General features: G+C 64.7%; 27 protein-coding genes. 19 read left to right on the top strand and 8 right to left on the bottom strand.

All coding sequences use genetic code 11. The annotated features are described in order from the left end of the window. The first annotated feature begins 277 nt into the window (after positions 1-277). Entirely contained in the window at positions 278-727 is a 450-nt protein-coding gene (gene azu, locus SA190iCDA_RS21765) for an azurin (RefSeq protein ID WP_070887224.1), read from the top strand. A gap of 808 nt (positions 728-1,535) precedes the next feature. Here the strand turns inward: azu and SA190iCDA_RS21760 are convergent. Together SA190iCDA_RS21760 and SA190iCDA_RS21755 are read right to left on the bottom strand one after the other, a co-directional pair. After that, complete coding sequence (locus SA190iCDA_RS21760; protein ID WP_070887225.1) at positions 1,536-2,171, bottom strand: TetR family transcriptional regulator; 636 nt, start codon at positions 2,169-2,171, stop codon at positions 1,536-1,538. Between the two features lie 89 nt (positions 2,172-2,260). Further along, complete coding sequence (locus SA190iCDA_RS21755) at positions 2,261-2,701, bottom strand: YhcB family protein (RefSeq protein WP_070887226.1); 441 nt, start codon at positions 2,699-2,701, stop codon at positions 2,261-2,263. A 171-nt stretch (positions 2,702-2,872) separates the two neighbouring features. Here SA190iCDA_RS21755 and SA190iCDA_RS21750 point away from each other — a divergent pair, with 171 nt between their 5' ends. The 3 genes from SA190iCDA_RS21750 (at position 2,873) to zapE (ending at position 6,129) form a co-directional block, all read left to right on the top strand. Then, a complete protein-coding gene (locus SA190iCDA_RS21750) occupies positions 2,873-3,502 on the top strand; it encodes an alpha/beta hydrolase (protein WP_070887227.1) in 630 nt (209 codons plus the stop codon). A 63-nt stretch (positions 3,503-3,565) separates the two neighbouring features. Beyond that, a complete protein-coding gene (locus tag SA190iCDA_RS21745) occupies positions 3,566-4,915 on the top strand; it encodes a tryptophan--tRNA ligase (RefSeq protein WP_070887228.1) in 1,350 nt (449 codons plus the stop codon). A gap of 119 nt (positions 4,916-5,034) precedes the next feature. Continuing rightward, positions 5,035-6,129, top strand: coding sequence for a cell division protein ZapE (zapE, locus tag SA190iCDA_RS21740; protein WP_070887229.1), 1,095 nt, complete (start codon positions 5,035-5,037; stop codon positions 6,127-6,129). Between the two features lie 46 nt (positions 6,130-6,175). On the opposite strand, the gene SA190iCDA_RS21735 is transcribed toward zapE, so the two are convergent. Continuing rightward, the gene (locus tag SA190iCDA_RS21735; protein ID WP_419203962.1) at positions 6,176-7,102 is read right to left on the bottom strand and encodes a GlxA family transcriptional regulator; all 927 of its coding nucleotides are present in this window, start codon (positions 7,100-7,102) and stop codon (positions 6,176-6,178) included. Positions 7,103-7,374: 272 nt separating this feature from the next. On the opposite strand from SA190iCDA_RS21735, the gene nfi reads away from it, so the two are divergent. After that, positions 7,375-8,082: a deoxyribonuclease V gene (nfi, locus tag SA190iCDA_RS21730; protein ID WP_070887231.1), complete on the top strand. Its 708-nt coding sequence runs from the start codon at positions 7,375-7,377 to the stop codon at positions 8,080-8,082. A gap of 148 nt (positions 8,083-8,230) precedes the next feature. On the opposite strand, the gene SA190iCDA_RS21725 is transcribed toward nfi, so the two are convergent. Further along, the gene (locus SA190iCDA_RS21725; protein ID WP_070887232.1) at positions 8,231-9,268 is read right to left on the bottom strand and encodes an NADP(H)-dependent aldo-keto reductase; all 1,038 of its coding nucleotides are present in this window, start codon (positions 9,266-9,268) and stop codon (positions 8,231-8,233) included. A gap of 247 nt (positions 9,269-9,515) precedes the next feature. Here SA190iCDA_RS21725 and rplM point away from each other — a divergent pair, with 247 nt between their 5' ends. The 10 genes from rplM (at position 9,516) to SA190iCDA_RS21675 (ending at position 16,704) form a co-directional block, all read left to right on the top strand. Beyond that, positions 9,516-9,944, top strand: coding sequence for a 50S ribosomal protein L13 (rplM, locus tag SA190iCDA_RS21720; RefSeq protein ID WP_013789889.1), 429 nt, complete (start codon positions 9,516-9,518; stop codon positions 9,942-9,944). A gap of 14 nt (positions 9,945-9,958) precedes the next feature. Beyond that, positions 9,959-10,351 carry a 30S ribosomal protein S9 gene (rpsI, locus tag SA190iCDA_RS21715; RefSeq protein ID WP_013789890.1) on the top strand — a complete coding sequence of 131 codons (393 nt, stop codon included), beginning with the start codon at positions 9,959-9,961 and terminating at the stop codon, positions 10,349-10,351. 519 nt (positions 10,352-10,870) lie between these two features. After that, the gene (gene petA, locus SA190iCDA_RS21710) at positions 10,871-11,467 is read left to right on the top strand and encodes a ubiquinol-cytochrome c reductase iron-sulfur subunit (protein WP_070887233.1); all 597 of its coding nucleotides are present in this window, start codon (positions 10,871-10,873) and stop codon (positions 11,465-11,467) included. Further along, entirely contained in the window at positions 11,464-12,690 is a 1,227-nt protein-coding gene (locus SA190iCDA_RS21705; RefSeq protein WP_070887234.1) for a cytochrome b, read from the top strand. Before petA ends, SA190iCDA_RS21705 begins: the two co-directional genes overlap by 4 nt. Next, positions 12,690-13,472 carry a cytochrome c1 gene (locus SA190iCDA_RS21700; protein WP_070887235.1) on the top strand — a complete coding sequence of 261 codons (783 nt, stop codon included), beginning with the start codon at positions 12,690-12,692 and terminating at the stop codon, positions 13,470-13,472. Before SA190iCDA_RS21705 ends, SA190iCDA_RS21700 begins: the two co-directional genes overlap by 1 nt. 187 nt (positions 13,473-13,659) lie before the next feature. Next, positions 13,660-14,277 (top strand): glutathione S-transferase N-terminal domain-containing protein, encoded by a 618-nt coding sequence (locus SA190iCDA_RS21695; protein ID WP_070887236.1) that lies wholly within the window; start codon positions 13,660-13,662, stop codon positions 14,275-14,277. Between the two features lie 51 nt (positions 14,278-14,328). Next, positions 14,329-14,742, top strand: coding sequence for a ClpXP protease specificity-enhancing factor (locus SA190iCDA_RS21690; protein ID WP_070887237.1), 414 nt, complete (start codon positions 14,329-14,331; stop codon positions 14,740-14,742). Positions 14,743-15,040: 298 nt separating this feature from the next. Continuing rightward, on the top strand, positions 15,041-15,406 hold the full coding sequence (locus SA190iCDA_RS21685) for a BON domain-containing protein (RefSeq protein WP_070887238.1): 366 nt from the start codon (positions 15,041-15,043) through the stop codon (positions 15,404-15,406). 53 nt (positions 15,407-15,459) lie between these two features. After that, positions 15,460-15,657: a CsbD family protein gene (locus SA190iCDA_RS21680; protein WP_070887239.1), complete on the top strand. Its 198-nt coding sequence runs from the start codon at positions 15,460-15,462 to the stop codon at positions 15,655-15,657. A gap of 165 nt (positions 15,658-15,822) precedes the next feature. Continuing rightward, on the top strand, positions 15,823-16,704 hold the full coding sequence (locus SA190iCDA_RS21675; RefSeq protein WP_070887240.1) for a hypothetical protein: 882 nt from the start codon (positions 15,823-15,825) through the stop codon (positions 16,702-16,704). 7 nt (positions 16,705-16,711) lie between these two features. Here the strand turns inward: SA190iCDA_RS21675 and SA190iCDA_RS21670 are convergent, their stop codons facing one another. Then, positions 16,712-17,662, bottom strand: coding sequence for a threonine dehydratase (locus tag SA190iCDA_RS21670; RefSeq protein ID WP_070887241.1), 951 nt, complete (start codon positions 17,660-17,662; stop codon positions 16,712-16,714). 82 nt (positions 17,663-17,744) lie between these two features. On the opposite strand from SA190iCDA_RS21670, the gene SA190iCDA_RS21665 reads away from it, so the two are divergent. Continuing rightward, positions 17,745-19,085 (top strand): PLP-dependent aminotransferase family protein, encoded by a 1,341-nt coding sequence (locus tag SA190iCDA_RS21665; protein WP_070887242.1) that lies wholly within the window; start codon positions 17,745-17,747, stop codon positions 19,083-19,085. 38 nt (positions 19,086-19,123) lie between these two features. After that, entirely contained in the window at positions 19,124-20,632 is a 1,509-nt protein-coding gene (gene amn, locus SA190iCDA_RS21660; RefSeq protein ID WP_170833976.1) for an AMP nucleosidase, read from the top strand. A gap of 292 nt (positions 20,633-20,924) precedes the next feature. Here the strand turns inward: amn and SA190iCDA_RS21655 are convergent, their stop codons facing one another. After that, complete coding sequence (locus SA190iCDA_RS21655; RefSeq protein WP_070887244.1) at positions 20,925-21,149, bottom strand: hypothetical protein; 225 nt, start codon at positions 21,147-21,149, stop codon at positions 20,925-20,927. Between the two features lie 135 nt (positions 21,150-21,284). On the opposite strand from SA190iCDA_RS21655, the gene SA190iCDA_RS21650 reads away from it, so the two are divergent. Beyond that, complete coding sequence (locus tag SA190iCDA_RS21650; RefSeq protein WP_083329874.1) at positions 21,285-22,484, top strand: HD-GYP domain-containing protein; 1,200 nt, start codon at positions 21,285-21,287, stop codon at positions 22,482-22,484. 137 nt (positions 22,485-22,621) lie between these two features. Here the strand turns inward: SA190iCDA_RS21650 and SA190iCDA_RS21645 are convergent, their stop codons facing one another. Further along, positions 22,622-23,683: an ATP-binding protein gene (locus tag SA190iCDA_RS21645; RefSeq protein WP_070887245.1), complete on the bottom strand. Its 1,062-nt coding sequence runs from the start codon at positions 23,681-23,683 to the stop codon at positions 22,622-22,624. Next, a complete protein-coding gene (locus SA190iCDA_RS21640) occupies positions 23,680-24,405 on the bottom strand; it encodes a response regulator (RefSeq protein WP_070887246.1) in 726 nt (241 codons plus the stop codon). The genes SA190iCDA_RS21645 and SA190iCDA_RS21640 overlap by 4 nt, the downstream gene beginning before the upstream one ends. A gap of 252 nt (positions 24,406-24,657) precedes the next feature. Here SA190iCDA_RS21640 and SA190iCDA_RS21635 point away from each other — a divergent pair, with 252 nt between their 5' ends. After that, positions 24,658-25,704, top strand: a complete 1,047-nt coding sequence (locus SA190iCDA_RS21635; RefSeq protein ID WP_236100950.1) for an efflux RND transporter periplasmic adaptor subunit — start codon at positions 24,658-24,660, stop codon at positions 25,702-25,704. The last annotated feature ends 11 nt before the right edge of the window (positions 25,705-25,715 follow it).

Below are 25,715 nucleotides of genomic sequence, written 5' to 3'. Positions count from 1 at the left end.
TAAGCGGCGAACCAGTGCTGCAGGTTGTCGATGATGGTCATGGTCGTGCTCCTCCCGTTTATGGGCATAGCCTAAGGCCCGTCTGATTATTCGGCTGCCTGTTTGTATGGATCGTTTCGATAGCTTTTATGGATGGCCGATATGGATGGCCAATATGGATGGCCGATGAACGATCCCCTATGGATCAGCTGCGGTCTGTTGCCTCAGGTCATGGGAAATGCGCGCCCGATAGGGCACCCTGCAGACTGTGAACGTTTTCACTGCCAAGGAGACTCCCATGATTCGCAAGTTTGTCGTCGCCTCCGTACTGGCCCTGGTCAGTGCGCCGCTATTGGCCGCCGAATGTTCGGTGGAGGTGCATTCCACCGACCAGATGACCTTCGATACCAAGGAGATCAAGGTCAGCAAGAGCTGCAAGAGCTTCACCATCGACCTCAAGCACGTCGGCAACCTGCCCAAGAACGTGATGGGCCATAACCTGGTGGTGGCCAAGAGCGCCGACGTGCAGGGGGTCAGCGCCGACGGTATCGCAGCCGGTGTCGACAAGGACTACCTGAAGCCCGATGACGCTCGGGTAATCGCCCATACCAAGCTGATCGGCGGCGGTGAATCCGATTCGGTGACCTTCGACGTGAGCAAGCTGGATGCCGCCGAGGCCTACCAGTTCTTCTGCTCCTTCCCCGGCCACGCCGCACTGATGAAGGGTGCGCTGACCCTGGTCGACTGACGCCTGCTGTCATTCAGGCCGCTGCATGTCAGCGGCCTTTTTGTTGGTCGTTCGCATTTTCGCGGGGAAGTGCGGGCTGATACCGGACTGGCAAATAAGTGTTCGCTGCCGATGCCTTGGCACTCTCCATTGGCCCGCCGCCTGGCCCAATGGTTTTCGCCCCTTACGGGCGAATCAAGGTGTGGCGCCCGTAAGGGGCGCAACACAAAGGTTCAGTAGATGCGGTAATGGATCGTGCTAAGCCGATAGCGATACGCACACAAACTTGCCAGAGCGGTGTCATACGGCACCTCCCGCAACCTGTGTGAACGACTTTTTTTTGTGCATGAAAATCAGTAGGTTGAGCAGCTTACCCACAGACCTTGTTGATAAGCCTGTATCGTTCATGTGCAAAAGGTCGTGCAGCGCTCTGGCGGCGTGGCCTCCAGGGGGTCGCGGTATTTTTGATCAATACCAATGGTGCTTTGCAAACAAGGCGTTAGGCGAGCAGGGCAGGCGGCTATCAACTTTTCCCCGGTTACTGTGCGCAGTGCTGTGGATAAGGTGAGCATGCCGGGCTGCAGGCCACGAATAGCGGCGTATACAGGCTGTTGTTCATTATTTGATCAGCTTGGTTGGATGCCAAAAAACATCGCCGCGTCAACAATTACTTCAACGATTTCAGTGCTTTGAAGGGCGCGTGCGGAAAGGTTGTCCACGGGCGCTGTGGAGCACGTTGTGGATAAGGTGCGCGCATTGTCTTCCAACCCACGAATAATGGGCGTTGGCGGGAACTGGTCGTTTTCTGCTCAGGTGTGTGGCACCGGGTTCAGTCCTTGTCGTTGGCGCTCAGGCCGCGCCAGCGCTTGGCGCCGATCAGAATGAAGCGCAACTGCTCGATCATCTTGGCCTCCGGCCGCCGGTGGGCGGGCAGGGCGCTTGCCTGCGGGTCGATCAGCTCGGGTAGGGTGGCAAACACGGTTTTCACCACCAGGTCGGCCAGTACGCTGCGCGCCGCCTCGTCGAGGTGCTGCAGCTTGGGCATCAGGCTCAGGTCGCTGGTCAGGTCGGCGGCGATGTCGTCACGAAAGGTCGCCAGGGCCTGGCGCACCGGCAGCGAGCCGCCGTATTGCTCACGGGCGAGAAACAGGAATTGGCCGCGGTGCTGTTCCACGGCATGCAGGAAGATCTGCACCGAGGCATCGATGATGCCGCCCAGCTCGAATTCGTTGCGGCGCACCTGGCGCAGGGTGGTGCGGAAGGTCTCGCCGACCTCGGCCACCAGGGCCAGGCCCAGGGCGTCCATGTCCTTGAAGTGGCGGTAGAAACCGGTGGGCACGATGCCGGCGGCGCGCGCCACTTCGCGCAGGCTCAGGCTGCTGAAGGCCCGACCGCTGTCCAGCAACTCACGGGCTGCATCCATCAGCGCCTGGCGGGTGGGATGGTGGGACTGGCGTGCTGGCATGGAATCACGTCCTTGTCTGGCTCGGTACAAGCATCGTAAAACAAAACCCCGCCATGGGGCGGGGTTCGGAGATACTGCAGTTGCCGCTCTCAGTAACGGTTCTTCAGGCCGTAGCCCTCGTCGAGCATGCCCGGGACGTCGTCGCTCTTGGGCGCATAGTCCTTGGGGATTTCCATATCGCGCGGCGGCGTCAGGCGCTCGCGCTTGTCGGCGCTCGGTTCGGCGTGCAGGGTGGCGAGCAGGCGCTGGCGGGTCACTTCGTCGAGTGCCAGGCGATCGGCACCGTGGGACAGGTGCTCCTGAACGTCGTGGTAGCTCTGGGTGAGTTTCTTGACCAGATTGGCGGTGGTGTTGAAGTGGGTGACCACTTCGTTCTGGTAGGCCTCGAAACGTTCCTGCATCTCGTCCAGCTGGCGCTGGGTGCGGCTGGGGGCAGCATTGGGCGCGAGGCGGGCGATCAGGAAACCGATGGCGATGCCAGCGACCAGGGTAAGTGCCGGTAGCAACCAGGCGGTGAGCGTCTGTTCCACGAGTCCTTCCTCTCTAAACGGCTTTGCTTTACGTTAACGGCTGGAACCTGCGCTGTACACCGCTAAGTGCGTGTAGGCGAAGGTGTTTTGAGGTGTTTACCCGGCAACGCAGAGGCGGTGCGGGTACATCGTTCGACGAGTCGACCCGATTGAAGGTCACGGAGTTCACTGTTGCTGATCCGCGAAACCCCCACGATGATCGACGGCCCGAGCGGCCAGTTGGAAGCCCTTTGCCTGGAAGTCGCCGAGGCGCGCGGCGTCGCGCTGATCTGTCACCCGAACCCGGTGCAGGGCGGCACCATGCTCAACAAGGTGGTGTCGACCTTGCAGCGCACCGCCCGCGATGCCGGCTACCACACCCTGCGTTTCAACTACCGCGGCGTGGGCGCCAGCGCCGGCAGCCACGACATGGGCAGCGGTGAAGTGGATGACGCCGAGGCGGTCGCCCACTGGCTAAGCGAGCGCTACCCGGGTTTGCCGCTGACCCTGATGGGCTTTTCCTTTGGTGGCTTCGTGGCTGCCGCCCTGGGTGGCCGCCTGGAGCAACAGGGCCTCGAGCCAGGGAAGCTGTTCATGATCGCGCCGGCGGTGATGCGCCTGGGCAGCGACAACCCGCCGGCAGCACGTTGCCCACTGGTGGTGATCCAGCCGGACGCCGACGAAGTGGTCGAGCCGCAACGGGTCTACGGCTGGTCCACCAACCTCGGCCGTGCCCACGAACTGCTGAAAGTGGCAGAATGCGGCCACTTTTTTCACGGCAAGCTGACCGATCTCAAGGATCTGCTGCTGCCTCGCCTGTGATCTGCCGCGTGCCTGCCTGGCACGCCGGATCCCCAAGATGGTCCACGTAAAGCGAACCCGAACATGACCACGCGTATCCTTACCGGCATCACCACCACCGGCACGCCGCACCTGGGCAACTATGCCGGCGCGATTCGCCCGGCCATCGTCGCCAGCCGCCGCGCCGACATGGATTCCTTCTACTTCCTGGCCGACTACCACGCGCTGATCAAGTGCGATGACCCGGCGCGCATCCAGCGCTCGCGCCTGGAGATCGCCGCGACCTGGCTGGCACTGGGCCTGGACACCGACAAGGCGACCTTCTATCGCCAGTCCGATATCCCGGAAATCCCCGAGCTGTGCTGGCTGCTGACCTGCGTGGCCGGCAAGGGCCTGCTCAACCGCGCCCACGCCTACAAGGCCTCGGTGGACAAGAACGTGGAAGCCGGTGAAGACCCGGATGCCGGCGTGACCATGGGCCTGTTCAGCTACCCGGTGCTGATGGCCGCGGACATCCTGATGTTCAACGCCCAGAAGGTGCCGGTCGGTCGTGACCAGATCCAGCACGTGGAAATGGCCCGCGACATCGGCCAGCGCTTCAATCACCTGTTCGGCCAGGGCAAGGACCTGTTCAAGCTGCCCGAGGTGGTGATCGAGGAAGACGTCGCCACCCTGCCGGGCCTCGATGGTCGCAAGATGTCGAAGAGCTACGACAACACCATCCCGCTGTTCGGCAGCGCCAAGCAGCTCAAGGACGCCGTGGCGCGTATCGTCACCGACTCCCGCCAGCCCGGCGAGGCGAAGGACCCGGACAACTCGCACCTGTTCACCATCTACCAGGCCTTCGCCGCACCGACCCAGCAGGCGGATTTCCGCGCCGCGCTGCTCGGCGGGCTGGCCTGGGGCGAAGCCAAGCAGGCGCTCTATGAGCTGCTGGAAGCCGAGCTGGGCGAGGCGCGCGAGCGTTACCACGCCCTGATCGCCCGCCCGGCCGATCTGGAAGACATCCTGCTGGCCGGCGCCGCCAAGGCGCGCAAGATCGCCACCCCGTTTCTCGGCGAGCTGCGCGAAGCGGTGGGCCTGCGCTCGTTCCGCGAGCAGGTGCAGGTTGCCGCAGGCAGCAAGAAGAAGGCCGCCAAGCGTGCGCGCTTCGTCAGCTTCCGCGACGAGGACGGCAGCTTCCGCTTCCGCCTGCTGGATGCCGACGGCGAGCAACTGTTGCTGTCGCCATCCTTCGCCGACGGCAAGGCGGCGGGTCAGGCGAGCAAGGGCCTGCAAAGCGGCGAGGCGCTGGACATCCGCGTGCAGGGCGATGCCTTCGGCGTATGGCTGGATGATCAGCTGGTCGGCGAAAGCCCGGCCTTCGCCGATGCCACGGCTCTTGAGGCGGCCATCGCCCGCCTGCGTGACGCCCTGACGCCGGAAGAAGCCTGACACCTATGGGCGGCGCTACGGTCTGAAGCCATAGCCCCGCTGGCCATAGGGCCAATTTGCCAATCCCCGGGGGCGTCGTTAAAGTGTCGCCCCCGCTTCATTTGCCCGGTTTTCGCACTATGACTCCGCTCGAACGCTACCAGGCCGACCTCAAACGTCCGGACTTCTTTCACGATGCCGCCCAGGAACAGGCCGTGCGCCACCTGCAGCGCCTGTACGACGAGCTGGTCGCCGACGAGCGCAGCAAGCCCGGGGTGTTCGGCAAGCTGTTCGGCAAGAAATCCGTGACCCCGGTCAAGGGCCTGTATTTCTGGGGCGGCGTCGGCCGTGGCAAGACCTACCTGGTCGACACCTTCTTCGATGCCCTGCCGTTCAAGGAAAAGGAGCGCACCCACTTCCACCGCTTCATGAAGCGCGTGCACGAGGAAATGCGTTCGCTCAAGGACGTCAAGAACCCGCTCACGGTGATCGGCAAGCGATTTTCCGAGCAGTTCCGGGTGATCTGCTTCGACGAATTCTTCGTCTCCGACATCACCGACGCGATGATCCTGGCGACCCTGCTCGAGGAGCTGTTCAAGAACGGCGTGACCCTGGTGGCCACCTCCAACATCGTGCCGGACGGCCTCTACAAGGACGGTCTGCAGCGCGCGCGCTTCCTGCCGGCCATCGAGCTTTTGAAGGTGCACACCGAGATCGTCAACGTCGACAGCGGCATCGACTATCGCCTGCGTGCCCTGGAGCAGGCCGAGCTGTTCCACTTCCCCCTGGGCGAAGCAGCCGAGCAGAGCCTGGAAAAGAGCTTCAAGAGCCTGCTGCACGAGAACACCGGCGTGCAGGAAAACGAATCGCTGATGATCGAGAACCGCGCCATCGTCGCCCGCAAGGTCGGCGGCGACGTGGGCTGGTTCGATTTCCGCGAGCTGTGCGACGGCCCGCGCAGCCAGAACGACTACATCGAGCTGGGCAAGATCTTCCACTCGGTGATTCTCTCCAACGTCGAGCAGATGAGCGTGGCCAAGGAAGACATGGCGCGGCGCTTCATCAACCTGGTCGACGAGTTCTACGACCGCAACGTCAAGCTGATCATCTCCGCCGAAGTGGAGCTCAAGGATCTGTACACCGGCGGGCGCCTGAGCTTCGAGTTCCAGCGTACCCTGAGCCGCCTGCTGGAAATGCAGTCCCACGAGTTCCTGTCTCGCCCGCACAAGCCCTAGAGCAGCCTCAAGCTGCAGGCATCAAGCCGCACCTTGATGTCCGGCGTTAGTCGGGCTGTGCCTTCGCTTGCAGCTTGTGGCTTGCAGCTTGCCGCTGTCTGTATTGGTTGGGCGACAGCCCGGTGTGCTGGCGGAACAGGCGGGCGAAGAAGCTGGCGTCATCGTAGCCGATCTCGTAGCTGACCGCCTTGATGCTCTTCGGCGAGGACGACAGCAGCCCCTTGGCGGTTTCGATGCGCAGGCGCTGCAGGTAGTACAGCGGCTTGTCGCCGGTGGCGGCGTGGAAGCGGCGCATGAAGTTGCGGATGCTCATGCCGTGGTCGCGGGCCACGTCCTCGAAGCGGAAACGCTCGGCGAAATGCTCCTCGAGCCACTGTTGGATCTGCAGGATCTTGGTGTCCTGGTGCTGCTTCTGGCCGCCGAAGCCGATGCGCCCCGGGGTGTAGCTGCGGCGCACTTCGTAGAGGATGTCGCGGGCCACGCTCTGCGCCACGCTGGTGCCGCAGAAACGCTCGATCAGGTAGATGTACAGGTCACAGGCCGAGGTCGGGCCGGCCACGCAGTAGAGGTTGTCGGCGTCGGTCAGGTGCTTGTCCTGGTTTAGCGCCACCGCCGGAAAACGCGTGGCGAACTCGCCGAAGAAGCGCCAGCAGGTGGTCGCCTCCTTGCCGTCGAGCAGGCCGCTGGCGGCCATCCAGAACGCCCCGTTGGCTTCCCCGCACAGGCTGGCGCCAGCGGCGTGGCGGGCGCACAACCAGTCGAACACCTGCGGGTAGCGGCTGCTCAGGGCGTCGTAGTCGTCCCAGAAGGCCGGCAGGACGATCAGTTGGGCCTCGCTGTCGAGCGGGCCGTCGACCGGTAGCTGCACGCCGCTGAAACTGGTGACCGGCAGGCCATCCGGGCTGACCAGGCGCACCTCGAAGGTCGGCACCAGGCCAAGGCCTTGCTGCTTGCCGTGGCGCAAGCCGGCCATATGAAAGAAATCTCTGGCCTGCATGAGGGTCGAAGCGAATACGCCGGGCGTGGCAAGGATGCTCACGCGGGTGAGCGGGGACGGGCTGGACATGGCTGTTGTTCTTGTTCGAGTGATGGGATCGGCCTAGGGTCTGTTTTCGTTTCGGCGCGGCCGTGCGTGAAACGGGAACAGACCCTAGCGGTAAAGCCGTCAGGTTCCGGCTGAATCGTCTTCTTTTATCCGGGCTGAGTCCAGCCCGGTCTCGCAACGCTGTGCTGGAGAGAGTTGTCATGCTGAGTTTTGCCGAGTTGGCCGCGTCGCCCTTCGCCGAATGGGACGGCACGCCCGCCGCCGCGAGGATCCTGCAGAAGGAATTGGCCGAACAGGTGCGCCTGGAGGACGACTTTCCGCCATTGCGCCTGCTGGCCGGGGTGGATGTCGGCTTCGAGGAGGGCGGCGAGATCACCCGCGCCGCCGCCATCCTGCTGGATGCCGAGACCCTGCAACCGGTCGCCGAATGCGTGGCGCGCATTCCCACCAGCATGCCCTACGTGCCGGGGTTGTTGTCGTTTCGCGAGCTGCCGGCCCTGTTGTCGGCCCTGGCAGGGCTACCCCAGGAGCCGGACCTGATCGTCGTCGACGGCCACGGCATCGCCCATCCGCGCGGCCTGGGGATCGCCGCGCACCTGGGCGTGGTCACCGGCCGGCCGACCATCGGTGTGGCGAAGAAGATCCTCACCGGGCATCACTGCGAGCTGGGCGACGAGCGAGGCGACAAGGTGGAGCTGCTCGACCGCCAGAACCGGCAGATCGGCTGGGTGCTACGCAGCAAGCGCAAGGTGCGGCCGTTGATCGTCTCGCCCGGCAACCGGGTCAGCATGCACAAGGCTGCAGAGCTGGTGCTGAGCTGGGACAAGGGCTATCGGCTGCCGGAACCGACGCGCCTGGCGGACCGCCTGGCGTCGCGGCGCGATAGCAAAGGGCCGAAGCTGCTGTAATCGGGGGTATGGGGTGGCAGGTTTGGTGGGCTGAAACCCACCCTACTCAGTGGATACCCAATTTGCGCTTGCGAGGTCACGGGGCAGTCGTAGGGTGGGCTTCAGCCCACCGCTAGCAACTGCCGCTGCTCGCCCGGAAAAATCGCCGTCAGGGCGCCGGGTTTGGCTGGGTCTTGTGGATCGCTTCGATGCCTTCCAGCACTTCATCGCTGAGTTTCAGTTCGCTGCTCGCCAGGTTGGCGTCCAGTTGCTCCAGCGAGGTGGCGCCGATGATATTGCTGGTCACGAACGGGCGGCTGGTGACGAAGGCCAGGGCCATCTGCGCCGGGTCCAGGCCGTGTTCGCGGGCCAGGGCCACGTAGCGCGAGCAGGCGGCCACGGTTTCCGGGGCGTTGTAGCGGGCGAAGCGGCTGAACAGGCTCAGCCGCGCATTGGCCGGGCGGGCGCCGTTCTCGTATTTGCCGGAGAGCATGCCAAAGGCCAGGGGCGAGTAGGCCAGCAGGCCGCACTGCTCACGAATCGATACTTCGGCCATGCCCACTTCGTAGCTGCGGTTGAGCAGGTTGTAGGGGTTCTGCACCGATACCACGCGGGACATGCCGCGGGCTTCGGCCAGCTGCAGGAATTTCATGGTGCCCCACGGCGTTTCGTTGGACAGGCCGATGTGGCGGATCTTGCCGGCCTTGACCTGCTCGTCCAGCGCCTCGAGGATCTCCTCGATGGGCGTGGAGTCGCTGTCCTGATGCTGGTAGCCGAGCTGGCCGAAGAAGTTGGTCGGGCGCTCCGGCCAGTGCAACTGGTAGAGGTCGATCCAGTCGGTCTGCAGGCGCTTGAGGCTGGCGTCCAGGGCGGCGACGATGTGCTGGCGGTTGTGCTTGAGCTGGCCGTCGCGGATGTGGGTAATGCCGTTGCCGGGGCCGGCCACCTTGCTGGCCAGGATCCAGTCGGCGCGGTCGCCGCGCTGCTTGAAGTAGTCGCCGATGATCTGTTCGGTCTTGCTGTAGGTCTCGGCACGCGGCGGCACCGGGTACATTTCGGCGGTGTCGATGAAGTTGATGCCATAGGCCTTGGCGCGCTCGATCTGGGCGAACGCTTCGGCGGCATCGTTCTGCTCGCCCCAGGTCATGGTGCCCAGGCACAGGGCGCTGACATTGAGATCGGTGCGGCCGAGCTGACGGTATTGCATGGGAGCGTCCTCTGACAAAAGGCCCATACAAGCAGGTTGAAATTTTTTTCGCAATCAGGATAATCCGCGTCCTCTCTCTGCGGTGGAAGTGATGCGCCGCCTGCCGAAGAATCTTGCCGTACGCGGACGCGCTGACCCGAGCCCCCGATAGCGCCCGCATCCGGCTGCCTTTGACTTGTCAAAGTACGCACTATTCAGTAAGATCCGCCGTCTATTTTTTGCTGGGCGGCCCCTGAGGCTATAAAGAATGAAAACTTTTACCGCTAAACCGGAAACAGTAAAACGCGACTGGTTCGTCGTTGACGCTGCTGGTCAGACCCTGGGTCGTCTGGCTACAGAAATCGCGAGCCGTCTGCGTGGCAAGCACAAGCCTGAGTACACCCCTCACGTTGACACCGGCGACTACATCGTCGTCATCAACGCCGAGCAGGTACGTGTAACTGGCGCTAAAACCAGCGACAAAATGTACTACTCCCACTCCGGTTTCCCGGGCGGCATCAAGTCGATCAACTTCGAGAAGCTGATCGCCAAGGCCCCTGAGCGCGTGATCGAGACCGCGGTTAAAGGCATGCTGCCGAAGAACCCGCTGGGCCGCGACATGTACCGTAAGCTGAAAGTGTATGCGGGCGCTGCTCACCCTCACACTGCTCAGCAGCCTCAAGAACTGAAGATTTAACGGAATAGTTCATTATGTCGGCGACTCAAAATTACGGCACTGGCCGTCGCAAGACTGCAACCGCACGCGTTTTCCTGCGTCCGGGCACTGGCAAGATCTCCATCAACAACCGCACGCTGGACACCTTCTTCGGCCGTGAAACTGCCCGCATGGTAGTTCGCCAGCCGCTGGAGCTGACCGAGACCGTCGAGAAGTTCGACATCTACGTTACCGTCATCGGCGGTGGTGTGAGCGGTCAGGCTGGCGCGATCCGTCACGGTATCACCCGCGCGCTGATGGACTACGACGAGACCCTGCGTCCGGCTCTGCGTAAAGCAGGCTATGTGACCCGCGATGCTCGTGAAGTCGAGCGTAAGAAGGTCGGTCTGCGTAAAGCGCGTAAGCGTCCTCAGTACTCCAAGCGTTAATTCGCGACGGTACTCGAAAACGCCCAGTTTCCTCACGGAGCTGGGCGTTTTTTATGGGCTGCCATTTTTGTCGGCCACCCGACGGGCCGTCGCATGGGCGAAGTTGAAAGTGGCTGCCGGCCTTTTACATTGCCCCGCCCATTCCCGTCTGCTCTCCTCGAGCAATGGCGTGTTCAGCCTACCCACCGCTTCGTTGATGCGCGTCATGAGCCGCCCAGCCGGCCTGTGCGAATCTCGCGCCGGATTGCCGTAGCGCCGATTCGTACGCAGGACTGCCACGACGTTTCATCTTCGCTGCCTGGCCGCCGATTGATCGGTGCGGGCCGCACGGCCGAGGCGATGGATTAAAGTCGCCGAGGAACGTCGAACGCAAGCGCCACGGGCGACGCTGCCCTGAAAAACAGCGGGGCGAGCGCCGCGCCTGGCGCCGCCATGCCCCTCCGGCCGCTGCTACGGGCGACCGACACTTACTATTAGAGGCCTGGACAACAGGCCGGAAAGCCGATGGGAGACGACTGAATGAGCAATGACGGCGTGAATGCGGGCCGGCGTCGCTTTCTGGTGGCAGCCACTTCGGTGGTTGGGGCCGCCGGGGCGGCGGGGGCTGCAATTCCGTTTGTGGGGTCGTGGTACCCGAGCGCCAAGGCCAGGGCCGCTGGCGCCCCGGTCAAGGTGAACGTCGCCAAGATCGAGCCGGGCCAGCAGATGGTGGCCGAGTGGCGGGGCCAGCCGGTGTTCATCATGCGGCGCACCGAGGCGATTCTCGAGAACCTCACCAGGATCGAAGGGCAGCTGGCCGATGCCGACTCCCGGCATTCGGTGCAGCCGGGCTACGTCGACCCGAAGACGCGCTCGATCAAGCCGGAGATCCTCCTGCTGGTGGGGCTGTGCACGCACCTGGGCTGCGCGCCGTCGTTCCGCCCCGAAGTGGCACCGGCGGATCTCGGCGAGAACTGGGTCGGCGGCTACTTCTGCCCCTGCCACGGCTCGCGCTACGACCTCGCCGGTCGCGTCTACAAGTCGCAGCCGGCGCCGTTGAACCTGCCGGTACCGCCGCACCGCTACGAGTCGGCTGAGGTGATCATCATCGGCGTGGATCAGGAGCAAGCAGGATGAGCAAATTCATGCAGTGGGTGGATGCGCGCTTCCCCGCCACCAAGATGTGGAACGACCACCTCGCCAAGTACTACGCGCCGAAGAACTTCAACTTCCTGTACTTCTTCGGCTCCCTGGCCCTACTGGTGCTGGTCAACCAGCTGCTTACCGGGGTCTGGCTGACCATGAGCTACACGCCCACCGCCGAGGCGGCCTTCGCCTCCGTGGAGGGCATCATGCGCGACGTGCGCACCGGTAATACGCCCCACGGCGCGATCCTGCGCTACATGCATTCCACCGGCGCCTCGGCGTTCTTCATCGTCGTCTACCTGCACATGTTCCGCGGCCTGCTCTACGGCTCCTACCAGAAGCCCCGCGAGCTGGTGTGGATCTTCGGCATGCTGATCTACCTGATGCTGATGGCCGAGGCCTTCATGGGCTACCTGCTGCCGTGGGGGCAGATGTCCTACTGGGGCGCCCAGGTGATCATCTCGCTGTTCGGCGCCATCCCCTACATCGGCGATGCGCTGACCGAGTGGATCCGCGGCGACTACCTGATCTCCGGCATCACCCTCAACCGCTTCTTCGCCCTGCACGTGGTGGCCCTGCCGATCGTCATCCTCGGCCTGGTGGTGTTGCATATCCTGGCGTTGCACGAGGTGGGCTCGAACAACCCGGACGGCATCGACATCAAGAAGTACAAGGACGAGAACGGCATCCCGCTCGACGGCATTCCCTTCCACCCCTACTACACGGTCAAGGATATCGTCGGCGTGGTGGTGTTCCTGTTCGTGTTCTGCTTCGTGGTGTTCTTCTTCCCGGAGATGGGCGGCTACTTCCTGGAGAAGCCCAACTTCGAGCAGGCCAATCCGTTCAAGACCCCCGAGCACATCGCCCCGGTATGGTACTTCACGCCGTTCTACGCGATCTTGCGGGCAATTCCCGACAAGCTGATGGGGGTGATCGCCATGGGCGCGGCCATCGCCGTGCTGTTCGTGCTGCCCTGGCTGGACCGCAGCCCGGTGCGCTCGATGCGCTACAAGGGTTGGCTGAGCAAGCTGTGGCTGCTGGTGTTCTGCGTGTCTTTCGTGATCCTCGGCGTGCTCGGCGTCCTGCCGCCCACGCCGGGTCGTACGCTGCTGTCGCAACTGTGCACGGCGCTGTATTTCGCGTACTTCATCCTGATGCCCTTCTACACCAGGATGGAAAAGACCAAACCCGTTCCTGAAAGGGTGACAGGCTGATGAGAAAGCTATTTGCTGCATGTGTGGTCGCCTTGTTGCCTGCCTTCGCCCTGGCCGCCAGCGGTCACGGCGTGGCCCTGGACAAGGTCGATATCGACCTGACCGACAAGGCGGCGCTGCAGGATGGCGCGCGCACCTTCGCCAATTACTGCATGGGCTGCCACAGCGCCAAGTTCCAGCGCTACGAGCGCGTCGCCGCCGATATCGGCGTGTCCGAACAGCAGATGATGGACAACCTGGTGTTCACCGGTGCCAAGATCGGCGATCACATGACCATCGGCATGAAGCCCGAGGATGCCAAGCGCTGGTTCGGCGCCGCGCCGCCCGACCTGACCCTGGTCGCCCGGGTGCGCGGCAACGACTGGCTGTACACCTACCTGCGCACCTTCTACGACGATCCGGCGCGGCCGCTGGGTGCCAACAACCTGGTGTTTCCCAACGTCGGCATGCCCAACGTGCTGGGTCGCCTGCAGGGCCGCCAGTACATGGGCTGCAAGCAGGTGCAGGTGGTCGACAATGGCAAGAAGCAGTACGACCCGCTGACCGGTACGCCGCTGACCCATGAAGCCTGCGACCAATTGGTGCTCGAGCCCAGCAGCGGCCAGCTCAGCCCCCAGGCTTTCGATGACAAGGTACGCAACCTGGTGACCTTTCTGGCCTACTCGGCGGATCCCAACAAGCTGCACATGCGGCGTATCGGCACCTACGTGCTGATCTACCTGGCGTTCTTCTTCGTCTTCGCGTACCTGCTCAAGCGCGAATACTGGAAGGACGTTCATTAAAAACTACCTGCCGGCTGCCTCGCCTACGTTTTCAACGGCCAGCGAGGGCTGCTTCCGGTATCATGCTCAGCCCGCGTACCCCGCGGGCTTTTTTATGCCCTGAAAACTCAACTCAGGGGCTGCCGGAAGCCGTCGCCAGCGACAGCGTTCCCGGCGCGTTCACGTTTCACGAATCTGGAGGATCGCCTTGGCTGCGACCAACCGGTTGGCCTGTTATTCCGACGCTGCCGACCACTACTCTCACCGCGTCCGCATCGTGCTCGCCGAAAAGAGCGTCGTGGTGGAAATCATCGACGTGGAGCAGGGCCGCTTTCCCAACAAGCTGCTGGAAGCCAACCCCTACGCGACCCTGCCGACCCTGGTCGACCGTGACCTGGCGCTGTACGAGCCGACCGTGATCATGGAGTACCTGGAGGAGCGCTACCCCCATCCCCCGCTGATGCCGGTGTACCCGGTGGCGCGTGGCAATACGCGGCTGCTGATGCACCGCATCCAGCGCGACTGGTGCTCGCTGGTCGACCTGATCCTCGATCCGCGCAGCAAGGAGGCGGCCCGCGCGCAGGCGCGCAAGGAATTGCGCGAAAGCCTGACCGGGGTTTCGCCGTTGTTTGCTGAAAAACCATTTTTCCTCAGCGACGAGCTGAGCTTGGTAGACTGCTGCCTGTTGCCGATCCTCTGGCGCCTGCCGGTACTGGGGATCGAATTGCCAAGGCCGGCCAAACCGCTGCTCGATTACATGGACCGGCAGTTCGCGCGCGAAAGTTTTCGCCAGAGCCTGTCGTCCCTCGAACGAGCCATGCGCTGACTCATTTCTTTTGGCGCCCCGCCACTGGCGCGCCCTGTTTCAGGAGGTTTGATGAACTCCAGTCGTCCTTATCTGATCCGCGCGCTGTACCAGTGGATCGTCGACAACGATTGCACCCCGCATCTGCTGGTCAACGCCGACTATCCAGGCGTTCAGGTGCCGAGCAAGTTCGTCAGCGACGGGCAGATCGTGCTCAACGTGTCGCCCACGGCGGTGCGCGAACTGGCCCTCGACAACGATGCGGTCCGCTTCGAGGGGCGCTTCGGCGGTGTTGCCCACAGCCTGTTCGTGCCGTCGCCCGCCGTGCTGGCGATCTACGCCCGGGAAAATGGGCAGGGCATGGTCTTCGATCAGGAGCCGCCACCCGTGCAGAACGAGGTGGAGGAAGTCGAAGACGAGCAGCCACCGCCCGACGACGAGCCGCCGCGGCCAAGCGGGCGGCCCAGCCTGAAGGTCGTCAAGTAGGCGATCGCATCGCCCGTGGTACCTGAAATGCCGGTCTCGTGACCGGCATTTTTTCGTTTCGAACGGCACGTAGAGCCGCTCGCATGATGGCATTAAGTCACTTCGTGCAATCTGCCTGAGCCGTTACGCTTGAACTTGCAGTTTGCACGGAATGATGACCTTCAGTGTTTACTTAACTATTTGATTTTCAATGTTTTTTTATATTAAAAAAAGCTGGCACAGCGCTTGCGATATTCAAGGGGAAGCCACAGTCCTGAAGTTGGATGTGGCGAACTTGAATGAAACAGGAGTGTTGCCCATGAAACAGCCAATCAATAAGTTCGCTTTTGCCGCTATCACTGCGACCGCCCTGAGCTTGTCCGTGGCGGGTACCGCTTTCGCCGATACCTTCAACAGCACCCAGCCGACCATGCTGGCCGCCAACACCATGGACAAGGCTGAAGAAGCCGTTTCCGACACCTGGATCACCAGCAAGGTCAAATCCGCCTTCCTGGCTGACGACGGCCTCAGTGCCCTGGACATCAAGGTCGAGACCAACAAAGGTGTGGTTGCCCTGTCCGGCGTCGTGAAAACCGAAGCCGAGCGTGACCTGGCTGTTGCCAAAGCCAAAGAAATCAAAGGCGTTCAGGCGGTTTCCGCTGACGGCCTGAAAGCTGCCGACTGATCATGTGCCAGGGCAGGCTCTTGCAGCCTGCCTACTTCCTTGGAGAAAGCCACATGAATTCCGACATCATCAAAGGTGAGTGGAGGCAGCTCGGCGGCGACATCAAGGCGCGCTGGGGAAAGCTGACCAACGACGACGTGGATGTCGCCGAAGGCCATAGCGAATACCTGGCGGGTAAGCTGCAGGAGCGTTATGGCTGGACCAAGGAACAGGCCGAGGATGAACTGCGCGATTTTCGCAGCAAGTACTGACTCGCCGCTGGCGTGAACGCCAGACGTATCACTCGAAGCCCCGGCCCGTGCCGGGGCTTCGTGCTTTCCGAGACCCGGCTCCCATCAGCCTGGAGCCGGTGCTGTATCAAGTTCGCAGCGCCCACGCCGATACCCTGAGCACACTGGCCTGGCACAGGACGTCGCATGTCGACCATCACCTCCTCCGGCATCAGCGCTGCAGCATCGCCCAAAGCGGCCGCCCCACGCAGGGCAGACGACGCTGGTGCCGCTTCGGCGAAGACGAGCGCCGAACCCGAACAGCAGCCGTCGGTAACCGTCACCCTCAGCGAATACGCCCGCAAGCGCGCGAAAAGCATGGGTGATGCCTTTGGCAAGCTGCGCGAGATGCAGGCCAGGCAAGAAGAGTCGCGCAAGGATGCCGCTCGCCAGCGTCTGGAGGACATCAAGAGACGCATCGAGATGCTCAAGCAGCTGGTCCTGGCGCTTGGCCCGGCAGGGGCGAAAGGGGCGCTGCGCCAGCTCAAGCAACTGGGCCAGGAACTGGGACAGGTGGCCGCGGTGCTCAAGGAGCCATCCGGTGGCGGCAGCACGTCGCTTGGAACGGCTCAGGTCGGCGGTAGCAACAGCGCAGGAGCGGCCGCCCAGGAGACGGCCACGGTCGATGCGGTCAGCGAGGTTGCACCAGCTGTCGAGATCGAGGCTGACACAGCCGAGGTGGATGCCGGGTCCGGCGAGCTGGCTGCCGGTGATGAGGCCGAACAGGGTGACGAGCCTGCGGCCAGCGGGCAAGGCGCTGATGAACGGACGCAAACTGCCGGTCAGGCCCGCAACGAGCGCCAGCGCCGTGCCGATGCCGAGGAGTTGAAGAAGGTGGCCGCCCAGCTCAAACAGCTGCTCGCCATGATCCGCTCGCAGATCGGCGGCAACCCCGACGAGGAGAGCGAGAAGCTCGTCGAGGGCATCAGCAAGCAGCTGGTCGAGGTCGACAAGGCCGCTGCCGAGATGGCCGGTGGCGGCCTGGCGCTGTCCATTTCAGCCGGCGCGACGCTGTCGATCAGCGTATAGGGCATGGTCAGGCGAGGATCGCCGCCAGCGCCGCACGGTCGACGTTGGCACCGCTGAGCACCACCGCGGCGCGCTCGCCGCGATTGATCTCGCGCTCCTGAATCAATGCCGCCAGAGCTGCCGCACCGGCGCCCTCGGCCAGGTTGTGGGTATCTTCGTGGTAGATGCGCATGGCCTGGCGGATTTCCTCGTCGTCGACCCGCACGATCCTCGTGGCGCCTGCGCGGATGATCTCCAGCGCCTCGGGCTGCGGCATGCGGCAGGCCATGCCATCGGCAATGGTGTCGGCGCTGTCGGTGCAGATGACCCGCCCGGCGGCGAAGCTCCGCGCATAGCCATCGGCGGCGGCGCTGACCACGCCGATCACCTCGGTATCCAGGCCCAGCAGATCGCGGGTGCGAATCACCCCGCAGATGCCCGAACCCAGGCCGATGGGCACGTAGACGCGCTTGAGCGGCGGTGCGCCTTCGAACAGCTCCAGGGCATAGGTGGCCACGCCGCGGATCAGGTCCGGGTGCAGCGACGGCACGAAGTGCAGGCCGCGCTGGGCGGCCAACTCGGCAGCCCGGGCGCGGGCGGCGTCGAAGTCGCGGCCATGCTCGATCACCTCGGCGCCCAGCGCCGCCATGGCCGCGTTCTTTTCCCGGGCGTTGCCCTGGGGCACCACGATAACCATGGGCAGCCCGGCCTGGCGAGCGGCCAGTGCCATGCTCTGCCCGTGGTTGCCGCGGGTGGCCGAGATCAGCCCGCTGACGGCCGGTTCGCGGCGCAGCAGCTCGTCCACGTAGACCAGCCCACCGCGCACCTTGAAGGCGCCGGTCGGCGTGTGGTTCTCGTGCTTGACCCACACCTCGCAGCCGAGGCGTTCGGCCAGTAGCGGCCAGGCGAACTGTGGTGTCGCCGGAACGTTCGGGCGAATCAGGGTAACGGCTTGGCGCAGGGCGGCGAGGTCGAACATCGGCTGGTGCTCCGGGTGGGCTTTGACCCGATGCTACGGCTCGGGCATTGTATGGGTAAATCTTTATATTGCATGGCAAGCAATGTGGTTACCTGACCATCGGGGCGGTACGCTGCCCACCTACCTGGCGCTGGTCGAAGCGATTGCCGTCGCCATCGGCCGGGGCGAACTCAAGCCCGGTGAACGGCTGCCGCCGCAACGGCGACTGGCCTGGACCCTGGGCATCAACCCGAGCACGGTGATGCAGGCGTACCGCGAGGCGGCGCGGCGGCACCTGGTGTCCGGCGAGGTGGGCCGCGGCACCTACGTGTTGGCCGATAGCCACGAAGCCAGCCTGTTCCACCTCAAGCAGCCGCGGCTGCCGGCCGATGGCATCGACCTGTCCACCAACGTGCCGGTGCACGATGGCGGCAGCGATGACCTGTCGCGCACCCTGCAGCGCCTGATCGCCGAGGGGCGCGTCGATGCCCTGCAGGCCTATGCGCCGGCGGAGCTCGAGCAGCGCGGCCGGGCGGCGGTCAGCCAGTGGTTGCAGCAGCGCGGTGTGCATACGCCGCCGTCCCAGGTGGCGCTCTGTGCCGGTGCCCAGCAGGGCGTTTCGGCGGCGCTGCTGGCACTCTGCGAAGCCGGCGATGCGGTGCTTGCCGAAGCCTTCACCGCGCCGGGCATCAAGGCCGCCGCACGGCAGTTGCGCCTGCCCCTGCACGGCGTGGCCATGGATGAGCGCGGCATCCTCCCCCAGGATCTTGACCGCCAGGTACGCGCCACCGGCGCCCGGGTGCTGGTGCTCACCCCCTGCCTGCAGAACCCCACCGGCAGCAGCATGGATGGCGAGCGCCGCCAGCGCATCGCCGAGCTGGTGGAGCGTCACGGGCTGTGGCTGATCGAGGATGACGTTTACGGCGCCCTCGGCAGCCAGGCGCCATTGGCCGCCACGGTGCCGGCGCGCAGCCTGCTGGTCAGCAGCCTGTCGAAAACCGTGGCGCCGGGCCTGCGTCTGGGCTTCATGCAGGGGCCCCAGGCGCTGCTCGAACGCATCGATCCCCAGGGGCATGCCACCAGCTGGGCGGTATCGCCGCTGTGCCTGGCACTGGCCTGCGAGTGGATCGAGGATGGCACCGCGGCACGCAAGCTGGCCTGGCAGCGTGATGAATTGCAGCAGCGCTGGCGCCTGGCGAGCCGCGTGCTGGGCCCGCGCATGCCGCCGGGGCGCGAGGTGGCGCCGCACCTGTGGCTGCAGCCACCGGACAGCACCGCCCTGGTGATGGCCTGCCGGGCCGCGGGTGTGGACGTGGTGCCGGCCGAGGTATTCGCCGTCGGCCCGGCCCAGGCCAGGGCGATTCGCATCAGCCTGGCCGCCGCACGCAGCCGTGCCGAACTCAAGCAGGCGTTGGAGCGCATCGCCGAGGCCTGGCCGTCATGAGCGAGCCCCTTGCACCCCGACGGTAATAAGTGTCAGCTATGATCCGTGAAATTCACGATAAGGAACCGTGCATGTCCCTTTCTACAGACGGCGCTTTTATCGTCGTCAACACTGCCGAAGAAGCCGTTGACCGCCTGGCCGCGCTGCACCAGCGCGCCACCGAGGGCCTGAGCCAGGCGCTCAAGCGCTACCTGAAGGACCGCGTGCGGCCCAGTGCCGAGGAACAGGAGCTGTTCCGCTACCCCGAACTGCGCCTGACCTACGACTGCCAGGGCGAAGTGCCGACCACCGTGCGTGCCTATGCCAAGGTTCAGGTGCCCGGCACCTACCGCGTGACCATCACCCACCCGGCGGCGTTTCGCAAATACCTGCTCGAACAGCTGCAGCCGCTGATGGCCGACTTTACCCTGACCGTCGAAGTCGGCGTCAGCCAGCAGTACATTCCCTATCCCTACGTGGTGGAGCAGGGCGACGAACTGGCCGGCTCCGGGGTGACCGCTGCCGAGCTGGCGCGGGTGTTCCCGAGCACCGACCTGTCGGCCGCCACCGATGGCACCGCCGACGGCCTGTATGACTGGGAGAACACCGACCCGCTGCCCCTGGCGCTGTTCGACGCCGCCCGGGTGGACTTTTCCCTGCGCCGCCTGGTGCATTACACCGGCAGCGACTGGCGCCATGTGCAGCCGTGGATCCTGCTGACCAACTACCACCGTTACGTCGACCAGTTCATTCGCCACGGCCTGGACATGCTCAACGCCGAGTCGCGTTTCGAGCGCATGGTGTTGCCGGGCAATGTGGTGATCTCCCGCGGCATGCCCGAAGGCGAGATGCAGGCGATCATCGAGACCGTGGTCTGGCACCGCTACCAGATGCCGGCCTACCACCTGCAGGCCGCCGATGGCGACGGCATCACCCTGGTCAACATCGGGGTCGGCCCGTCCAACGCCAAGAACATCACCGACCACCTGGCCGTGCTGCGCCCGCATTGCTGGCTGATGATCGGCCACTGCGGCGGCCTGCGTCAGTCGCAGACCATCGGCGACTACGTGCTGGCCCACGCCTACATGCGCCGCGACGGCATTCTCGACCGCGTGCTGCCGCCGCACATTCCGCTGCCGGCCCTGGCCGAGGTGCAGCAGGCGCTGCAGGATGCCGCCGCGCAAGTGACCGGCGAGCGTGGTGACGACCTCAAGCGTCGCCTGCGCACCGGCACCGTACTGACCTACGACGATCGCAACTGGGAGCTGCGCTGGGCCCAGGAGCGGCCGCTGATCAACCTGTCGCGGGCCGTGGCGGTGGACATGGAAAGCGGCACCATCGCCGCGCAGGGCTATCGCCTGCGCGTGCCCTACGGCACCTTGCTGTGCGTGTCGGACAAGCCGCTGCACAGCGAGATCAAGCTGCCGGGGGCGGCGGGGGCGTTCTACGAGCGGGCGGTGACCCAGCACCTGCATATCGGCATCGCTGCCCTGGATCTGCTGCGTGGCCAGCTCAATTCGCTGCACTCGCGCAAACTGCGCAGTTTCGACGAACCGCCGTTCCGCTGACGACATTGCGCCAAGGCCCTGTTCAATCTTTCAGCCCAGGCTCGTCGATTTTGGCAGCCAAGTGGCGCAAGCAGCCGCAAGCTGCAAGCCCCAAGCTACAAGTTAGAAGCAGTCCGCAGTGCTCTAGCTTCTTCTTGCAGCTTGCAGCTTGCAGCTTGCAGCTTGCAGCTTGAGGCTTGCGGCTTGAAGCTCAATGTCCGCTTCTGCCTCGTAGCAGTCTCTTCAATGTCGCCTAAAAAGATCGTGGACAGGTTCTTAGAGTTCTGCCGCGCCGGGCAATCCGGCGCGGCACTTATTTGCGGTTCTTACCCGTCATCATCTTCCAGCGGTTGCGGTTGAGCAGCACGTAGCCGGTCAACTGCATGCCCGCGGCGATCACCAGACTGCGGGTCAGGTCCGGGTCGGTCGGGCGCGGGCCGGTGTAGATCTGGTACAGGGCGTACAGCACGCCGATCAGACCGAGAATGAAGAACACCAGGCCGAGAATGGTCAGGCGGTGAAGCTTGCGTGGCAGCATGGCAGCACATCGTCATGGATAACGGGGCGGCCAAACTAACCCGGAATTTGTCGCCACGCCACCATGAGGCGCGTACGGATGAACTAGATTAGTGAGCAGACATCAATCTGTTCGCTGCGTCGTGTCGAGGCGTCAATGCTGAAGAAAATCCCTACCCACGCCGTTCGCATCGGCATGTTCATCCAGGGCTTCGATGGCAACTGGCTGTCGCACCCGTTCTGGAAGAGCCGCTTCGTCATCGATGACGCCGAGGACCTGGCACGGGTGCGCCAGAGCGGTGTCAGTGGGGTGTGGATCGATACCAGCAAGGGGCTGGATCTCCCCGGCCCGCCCAGCGCGGCGGCGCCGCCTGCACCCGCCGTCGCCGCCGAGACGCCGCCGGTGGTGGCCGCAGTGCCGAGCTGCAGCGTGCGCGATGAACTGCAACGCGCCGCCAGGCTGATCAAGCGCTCGAAGAAGGCGGTCACCGAGCTGTTCCAGGAGGCGCGGCTGGGCAACGCCATCAATGTCGAGGGCTGCCTGCCGCTGGTCGCCGATATCAGCGAGTCCCTGGCGCGCAACAGCTCGGCGCTGCTCGGCCTGGCGCGGCTCAAGCACAAGGATGAATACACCTACCTGCATTCGGTGGCGGTGTGCGCGCTGATGCTGTCGCTGGCCCGGCAACTGGGCCTGGATGAAGAGCGTGCGCAAGAAGCGGGGCTGGCCGGGCTGCTCCACGACGTCGGCAAGATGGCCATGCCCCTGGAGGTGCTGAACAAGCCCGGCAGCCTCACCGATGGCGAGTTCGCCATCATGCGCAGCCACCCGGAACGCGGCCACGCCATGCTGCTGGCCGCTGGCTCGCTGCCCGAGTCGACGCTGGACGTCTGCCTGCATCACCACGAGAAGTACGACGGCAGCGGCTACCCGTACGGGCTCGCCGGCGAGAACATCAGCCTGCTGGCGCGGATGGGCGCGGTGTGCGACGTGTATGACGCCATCACCTCCAACCGCCCTTACAAGCACGCCTGGAACCCGGCCGAGTCCCTGGCGCGCATGGCGCAGTGGACGGGCCATTTCGACACCCGGGTGTTCCATGCCCTGGTGCGCACGGTGGGCATCTACCCGCTGGGCTCGCTGGTGCGCCTGGAGTCCGGGCGGCTTGGCGTGGTGGTCGACCTGCTGCCGGGCAAGCTGACCACCCCGGTGGTGCGTGTGTTCTTCTCGGCGAAGAGCAGGGCGGCCATCGTGCAGCAGGAGTTGGACCTTTCCCGGCCGGGCATCAATGACCGCATCGTGAGCCGCGAGGACCCGGCCGAGTGGGGCTTTAGCAATCTCGACGACTTCTGGCGCTAAGCCTCTACGAAAAGCACCTGCGCTCGGTGATGCTTCGTTAAAAACCGGTTCGGACTGCTCATTTACAGCTCGTAAACTCCGCGTTCTCACCGATTTTTGCCTCGCCTGACCTTCGCTCGGAGACTTTTCGTACAGGCTTAGTTGGTTAATGGCAGTTGCACGATAAACCGCGTACCGTTTCCCGCCCGTTCGCAGCGCGCCTGCCCGCCATGGGCCAGGGCGATGGCCCTGACCACCGCCAGGCCCAGGCCGCTGCCGCCACTGTGGCGCGAACGCGAGGGCTCGCCGCGGCGAAACGCCTCGAACACCTGGGCGGCCAGTTCGGCGTCGAGGCCCGGGCCGTTGTCCGTGACGCTCAGTTGGTAGCCGTCAGCCACCACGCCGGCCTCGACGCGCAGAACGCCGGGGTCGGCATGGGCCAGGGCATTTTCCAGCAGGGCGCTCAGCGCCTGGCGCAGGCGAAAGGCGTCGCAGACCACTCGGGTCTGCTCATCCAGCCGCAGCTGCACCGCGAAGCCGCGGGCCTGCAGGGGACCGGCGAAGGCCTGCACGGTGGCGGCGATATCCTCGGCGGGGCAGGTGCGGGCCAGATCCAGCTGCAGGTGGTCGCTGTCGTCGAGGCTCAGCACGCGCAGGTCTTCGATCAGCCGGCCAAGCCCCTCGACCTGGCGCAGCAACCCCTCGAAGGTCTCGGTGCTGGGTGGGAACACGCCTTCGGCCAGGCCTTGCAGGCGACCGCGCAGAATGGTCACCGGGGTGCGCAGCTCGTGGGCCACCGCGGCGTTCCAGAATTGCTGTTCGCGGGTCACGCTCTGCAGGCGCTCGGCCATGGTGTTGAAGTCGCGCACCAGCTGGCCGGTTTCCCCCAGCGCCCGGTCATCCGGCGCGGCGCGGGCCTGCAGGTTGCCCTGGGCGATCTCCCGCAGGCTGTGGGCCACCGAGTTGAGTGGGGTGAGAATGCGTCGTGACAGGCGCACGCCCACGTAGCCGGCGATGCCCAGCGCCGCCAGGAGGGTGCCGACCATCCACAGCAGCTCGATGCCGGACGGCACCCAGGTTTCCGAAATGCTGCCGGGCGCGAGGGTCGAGGCCACGGCGTAGAACGCGTAGCTGCCGACGATCGACAGCAGGATCACGCCCGCCGCCATGATGCTCAGCGACAGCAGAATCTGCCGGCGCAGGCTCACCGCGCCACTCATGTGCCGCTCCCGAAGCGATAGCCGACGCCACGTACGCTCGCCGGTGTGCCCTGGATGCCGAGTTGCTCGAGTTTGCGGCGCAGCTTGCTGATATGGCTGTCCACGGTGCGCTCCTGGGTGTCGCCTTCGGGCAGGCAGCCGACCAGCAGCTCGGCGCGGCTGAATACGCGTTTGGGCGTACGCATCAGGGTGACCAGGATCTTGAATTCGGTCAGGGTCAGATCGAGGGCGTGTTGCCTGTCGTCGCAGCTGACCGTGGCCTCGTGGTTGTCCAGGTCGACCTGGAACGGGCCGACGCGCAGCAGGCGGCTGCCGGCCGCACCGCCGGTCCTGGCGCGGCGCAACACGGCGCTGACCCGGGCCACCACCTCGGCCGGGTTGAAGGGTTTGACCACGTAGTCGTCGGCGCCGATGCGCAGGCCCATCAGCTTGTCGATGTCCTGATCCAGGGCAGTGAGCATGATCACCGGAGTGTCGCCACGGTGACGGATTTCGGCGAGCACCTGCCAGCCGTCCAGGCGTGGCATCTGCACGTCGAGCAGCACCAGGTCGGGCTTGAGCGTCTGGTGCTGGGCCAGGGCCTCCTGGCCGTCGCGGGCGTGCACCGTGCGCAGGCCACCACGTTGCAGGTAGGCGACGAGGATCTCGGCGATCTCGCGCTCGTCCTCGGCGATCAGGATCAGGGCGTCCTGGCGGGGTGTGGCGGTGGGCGGCAACGTCATCAATTTCACCTTTTCGGCTGGCCTCCACATTATCTCCACAAAAGCTCGAATCAATCCCGATTGTTTGCACCGACACTCGCTTCCTGATGCTGCGCCACGTGCGCAGGGCAACGAATCATCTGCGAGGTTGGTGAGGTTATGGGAAGTCGAAAAGGGCGGTACGTCATCGGGCTTGGCCTGTGCGCCCTGATATTGGGTGGTTGCGATTCGGCAGAGCAAGAGGCGCAACCAGCGACCGTGCAGGTGTCCGTAATGACGCTGACGGCGCAGACCCTGGAGGTCAGCGAGAATCTGCCCGGGCGCGTCGCCGCCTTCAGAAGCGCCGAGATTCGCCCCCAGGTCAACGGTATCGTGCAGCGCCGGCTGTTCGAGCAGGGCGCCGACATCCAGGCTGGCGCCGCACTGTTCGAGATCGACGCCGCACCGTTCAAGGCCGAGGTGCAAACCGCGGCGGCCGCCCTCAAGCGCGCCCAGGCCGTGCTGGCCCGTGCGCGCATCCAGGCCGAGCGCCTGCAGCCGCTGGTGATTGCCGAAGCGATCAGCCAGCAGGTGTATGACGACGCCGCCTCGCAGCGCGAGCAGGCGGCCGCCGACGTGGCCCAGGCCGAGGCGGTGCTGGCGCGCAAGCGCCTGGATCTGAAGTTCGCCACCGTCAGCGCCCCGATTTCCGGTCGTGTCGACCAGGCCCAGGTCTCCGAAGGCGCCCTGGTGGCGACCACCGACACGACGCCCATGGCCACCATCCAGCAGATCGATCAGGTGTATGTCGACGTGCGTGAGTCGGCCACCCGCCTGGAGCGCTGGCGCCATACCCTGGGCAGCAGGCTGGCCCCTGGCGCCGATGGCGTGCTGGTACAGGTGCTCGACAGCAGCGGCAAGGCCTATGGGCTGAGCGGCAAGATCCTGTTCTCCGGGATCAGCGTCGACGCCGGCACCGGCAACCTGCTGCTGCGCGTGCAGGTCGACAACCCCAACCACCAGCTGCTGCCGGGCATGTACGTGTTGGCGCGGGTGCCACGGGCTCACTACGCCGATGCCTTGAGCCTGCCGCAACAGGCGGTGCTGCGCCGTGGCGGCCAGGCCAGCGTGTGGGTGCTCGGCGAAGGCGAGCAGGTGCATCGCGTGCCGGTCAAGCTCGGTGAGCTGGTGGATCGTCACTACCGCATCGTTGGCGGCCTCAGCGCTGGCCAACAGGTGGTGATCGAAGGCCTAGAGCGCCTGGAAGAGGGCGTTGCGGTCAACGCACGCCCATGGAAATCCGCCACCGCTGGCGAGCTGGCCAGCTCGTCCGTGCGCTGATCAGGAGCAAG

This window comes from Pseudomonas argentinensis (assembly GCF_001839655.2).
Lineage (GTDB): Bacteria > Pseudomonadota > Gammaproteobacteria > Pseudomonadales > Pseudomonadaceae > Aquipseudomonas > Aquipseudomonas argentinensis_B.
The sequence above is the reverse complement of the archived record's forward strand: the minus strand, read 5'-3'. Positions and strand labels throughout refer to the sequence as shown.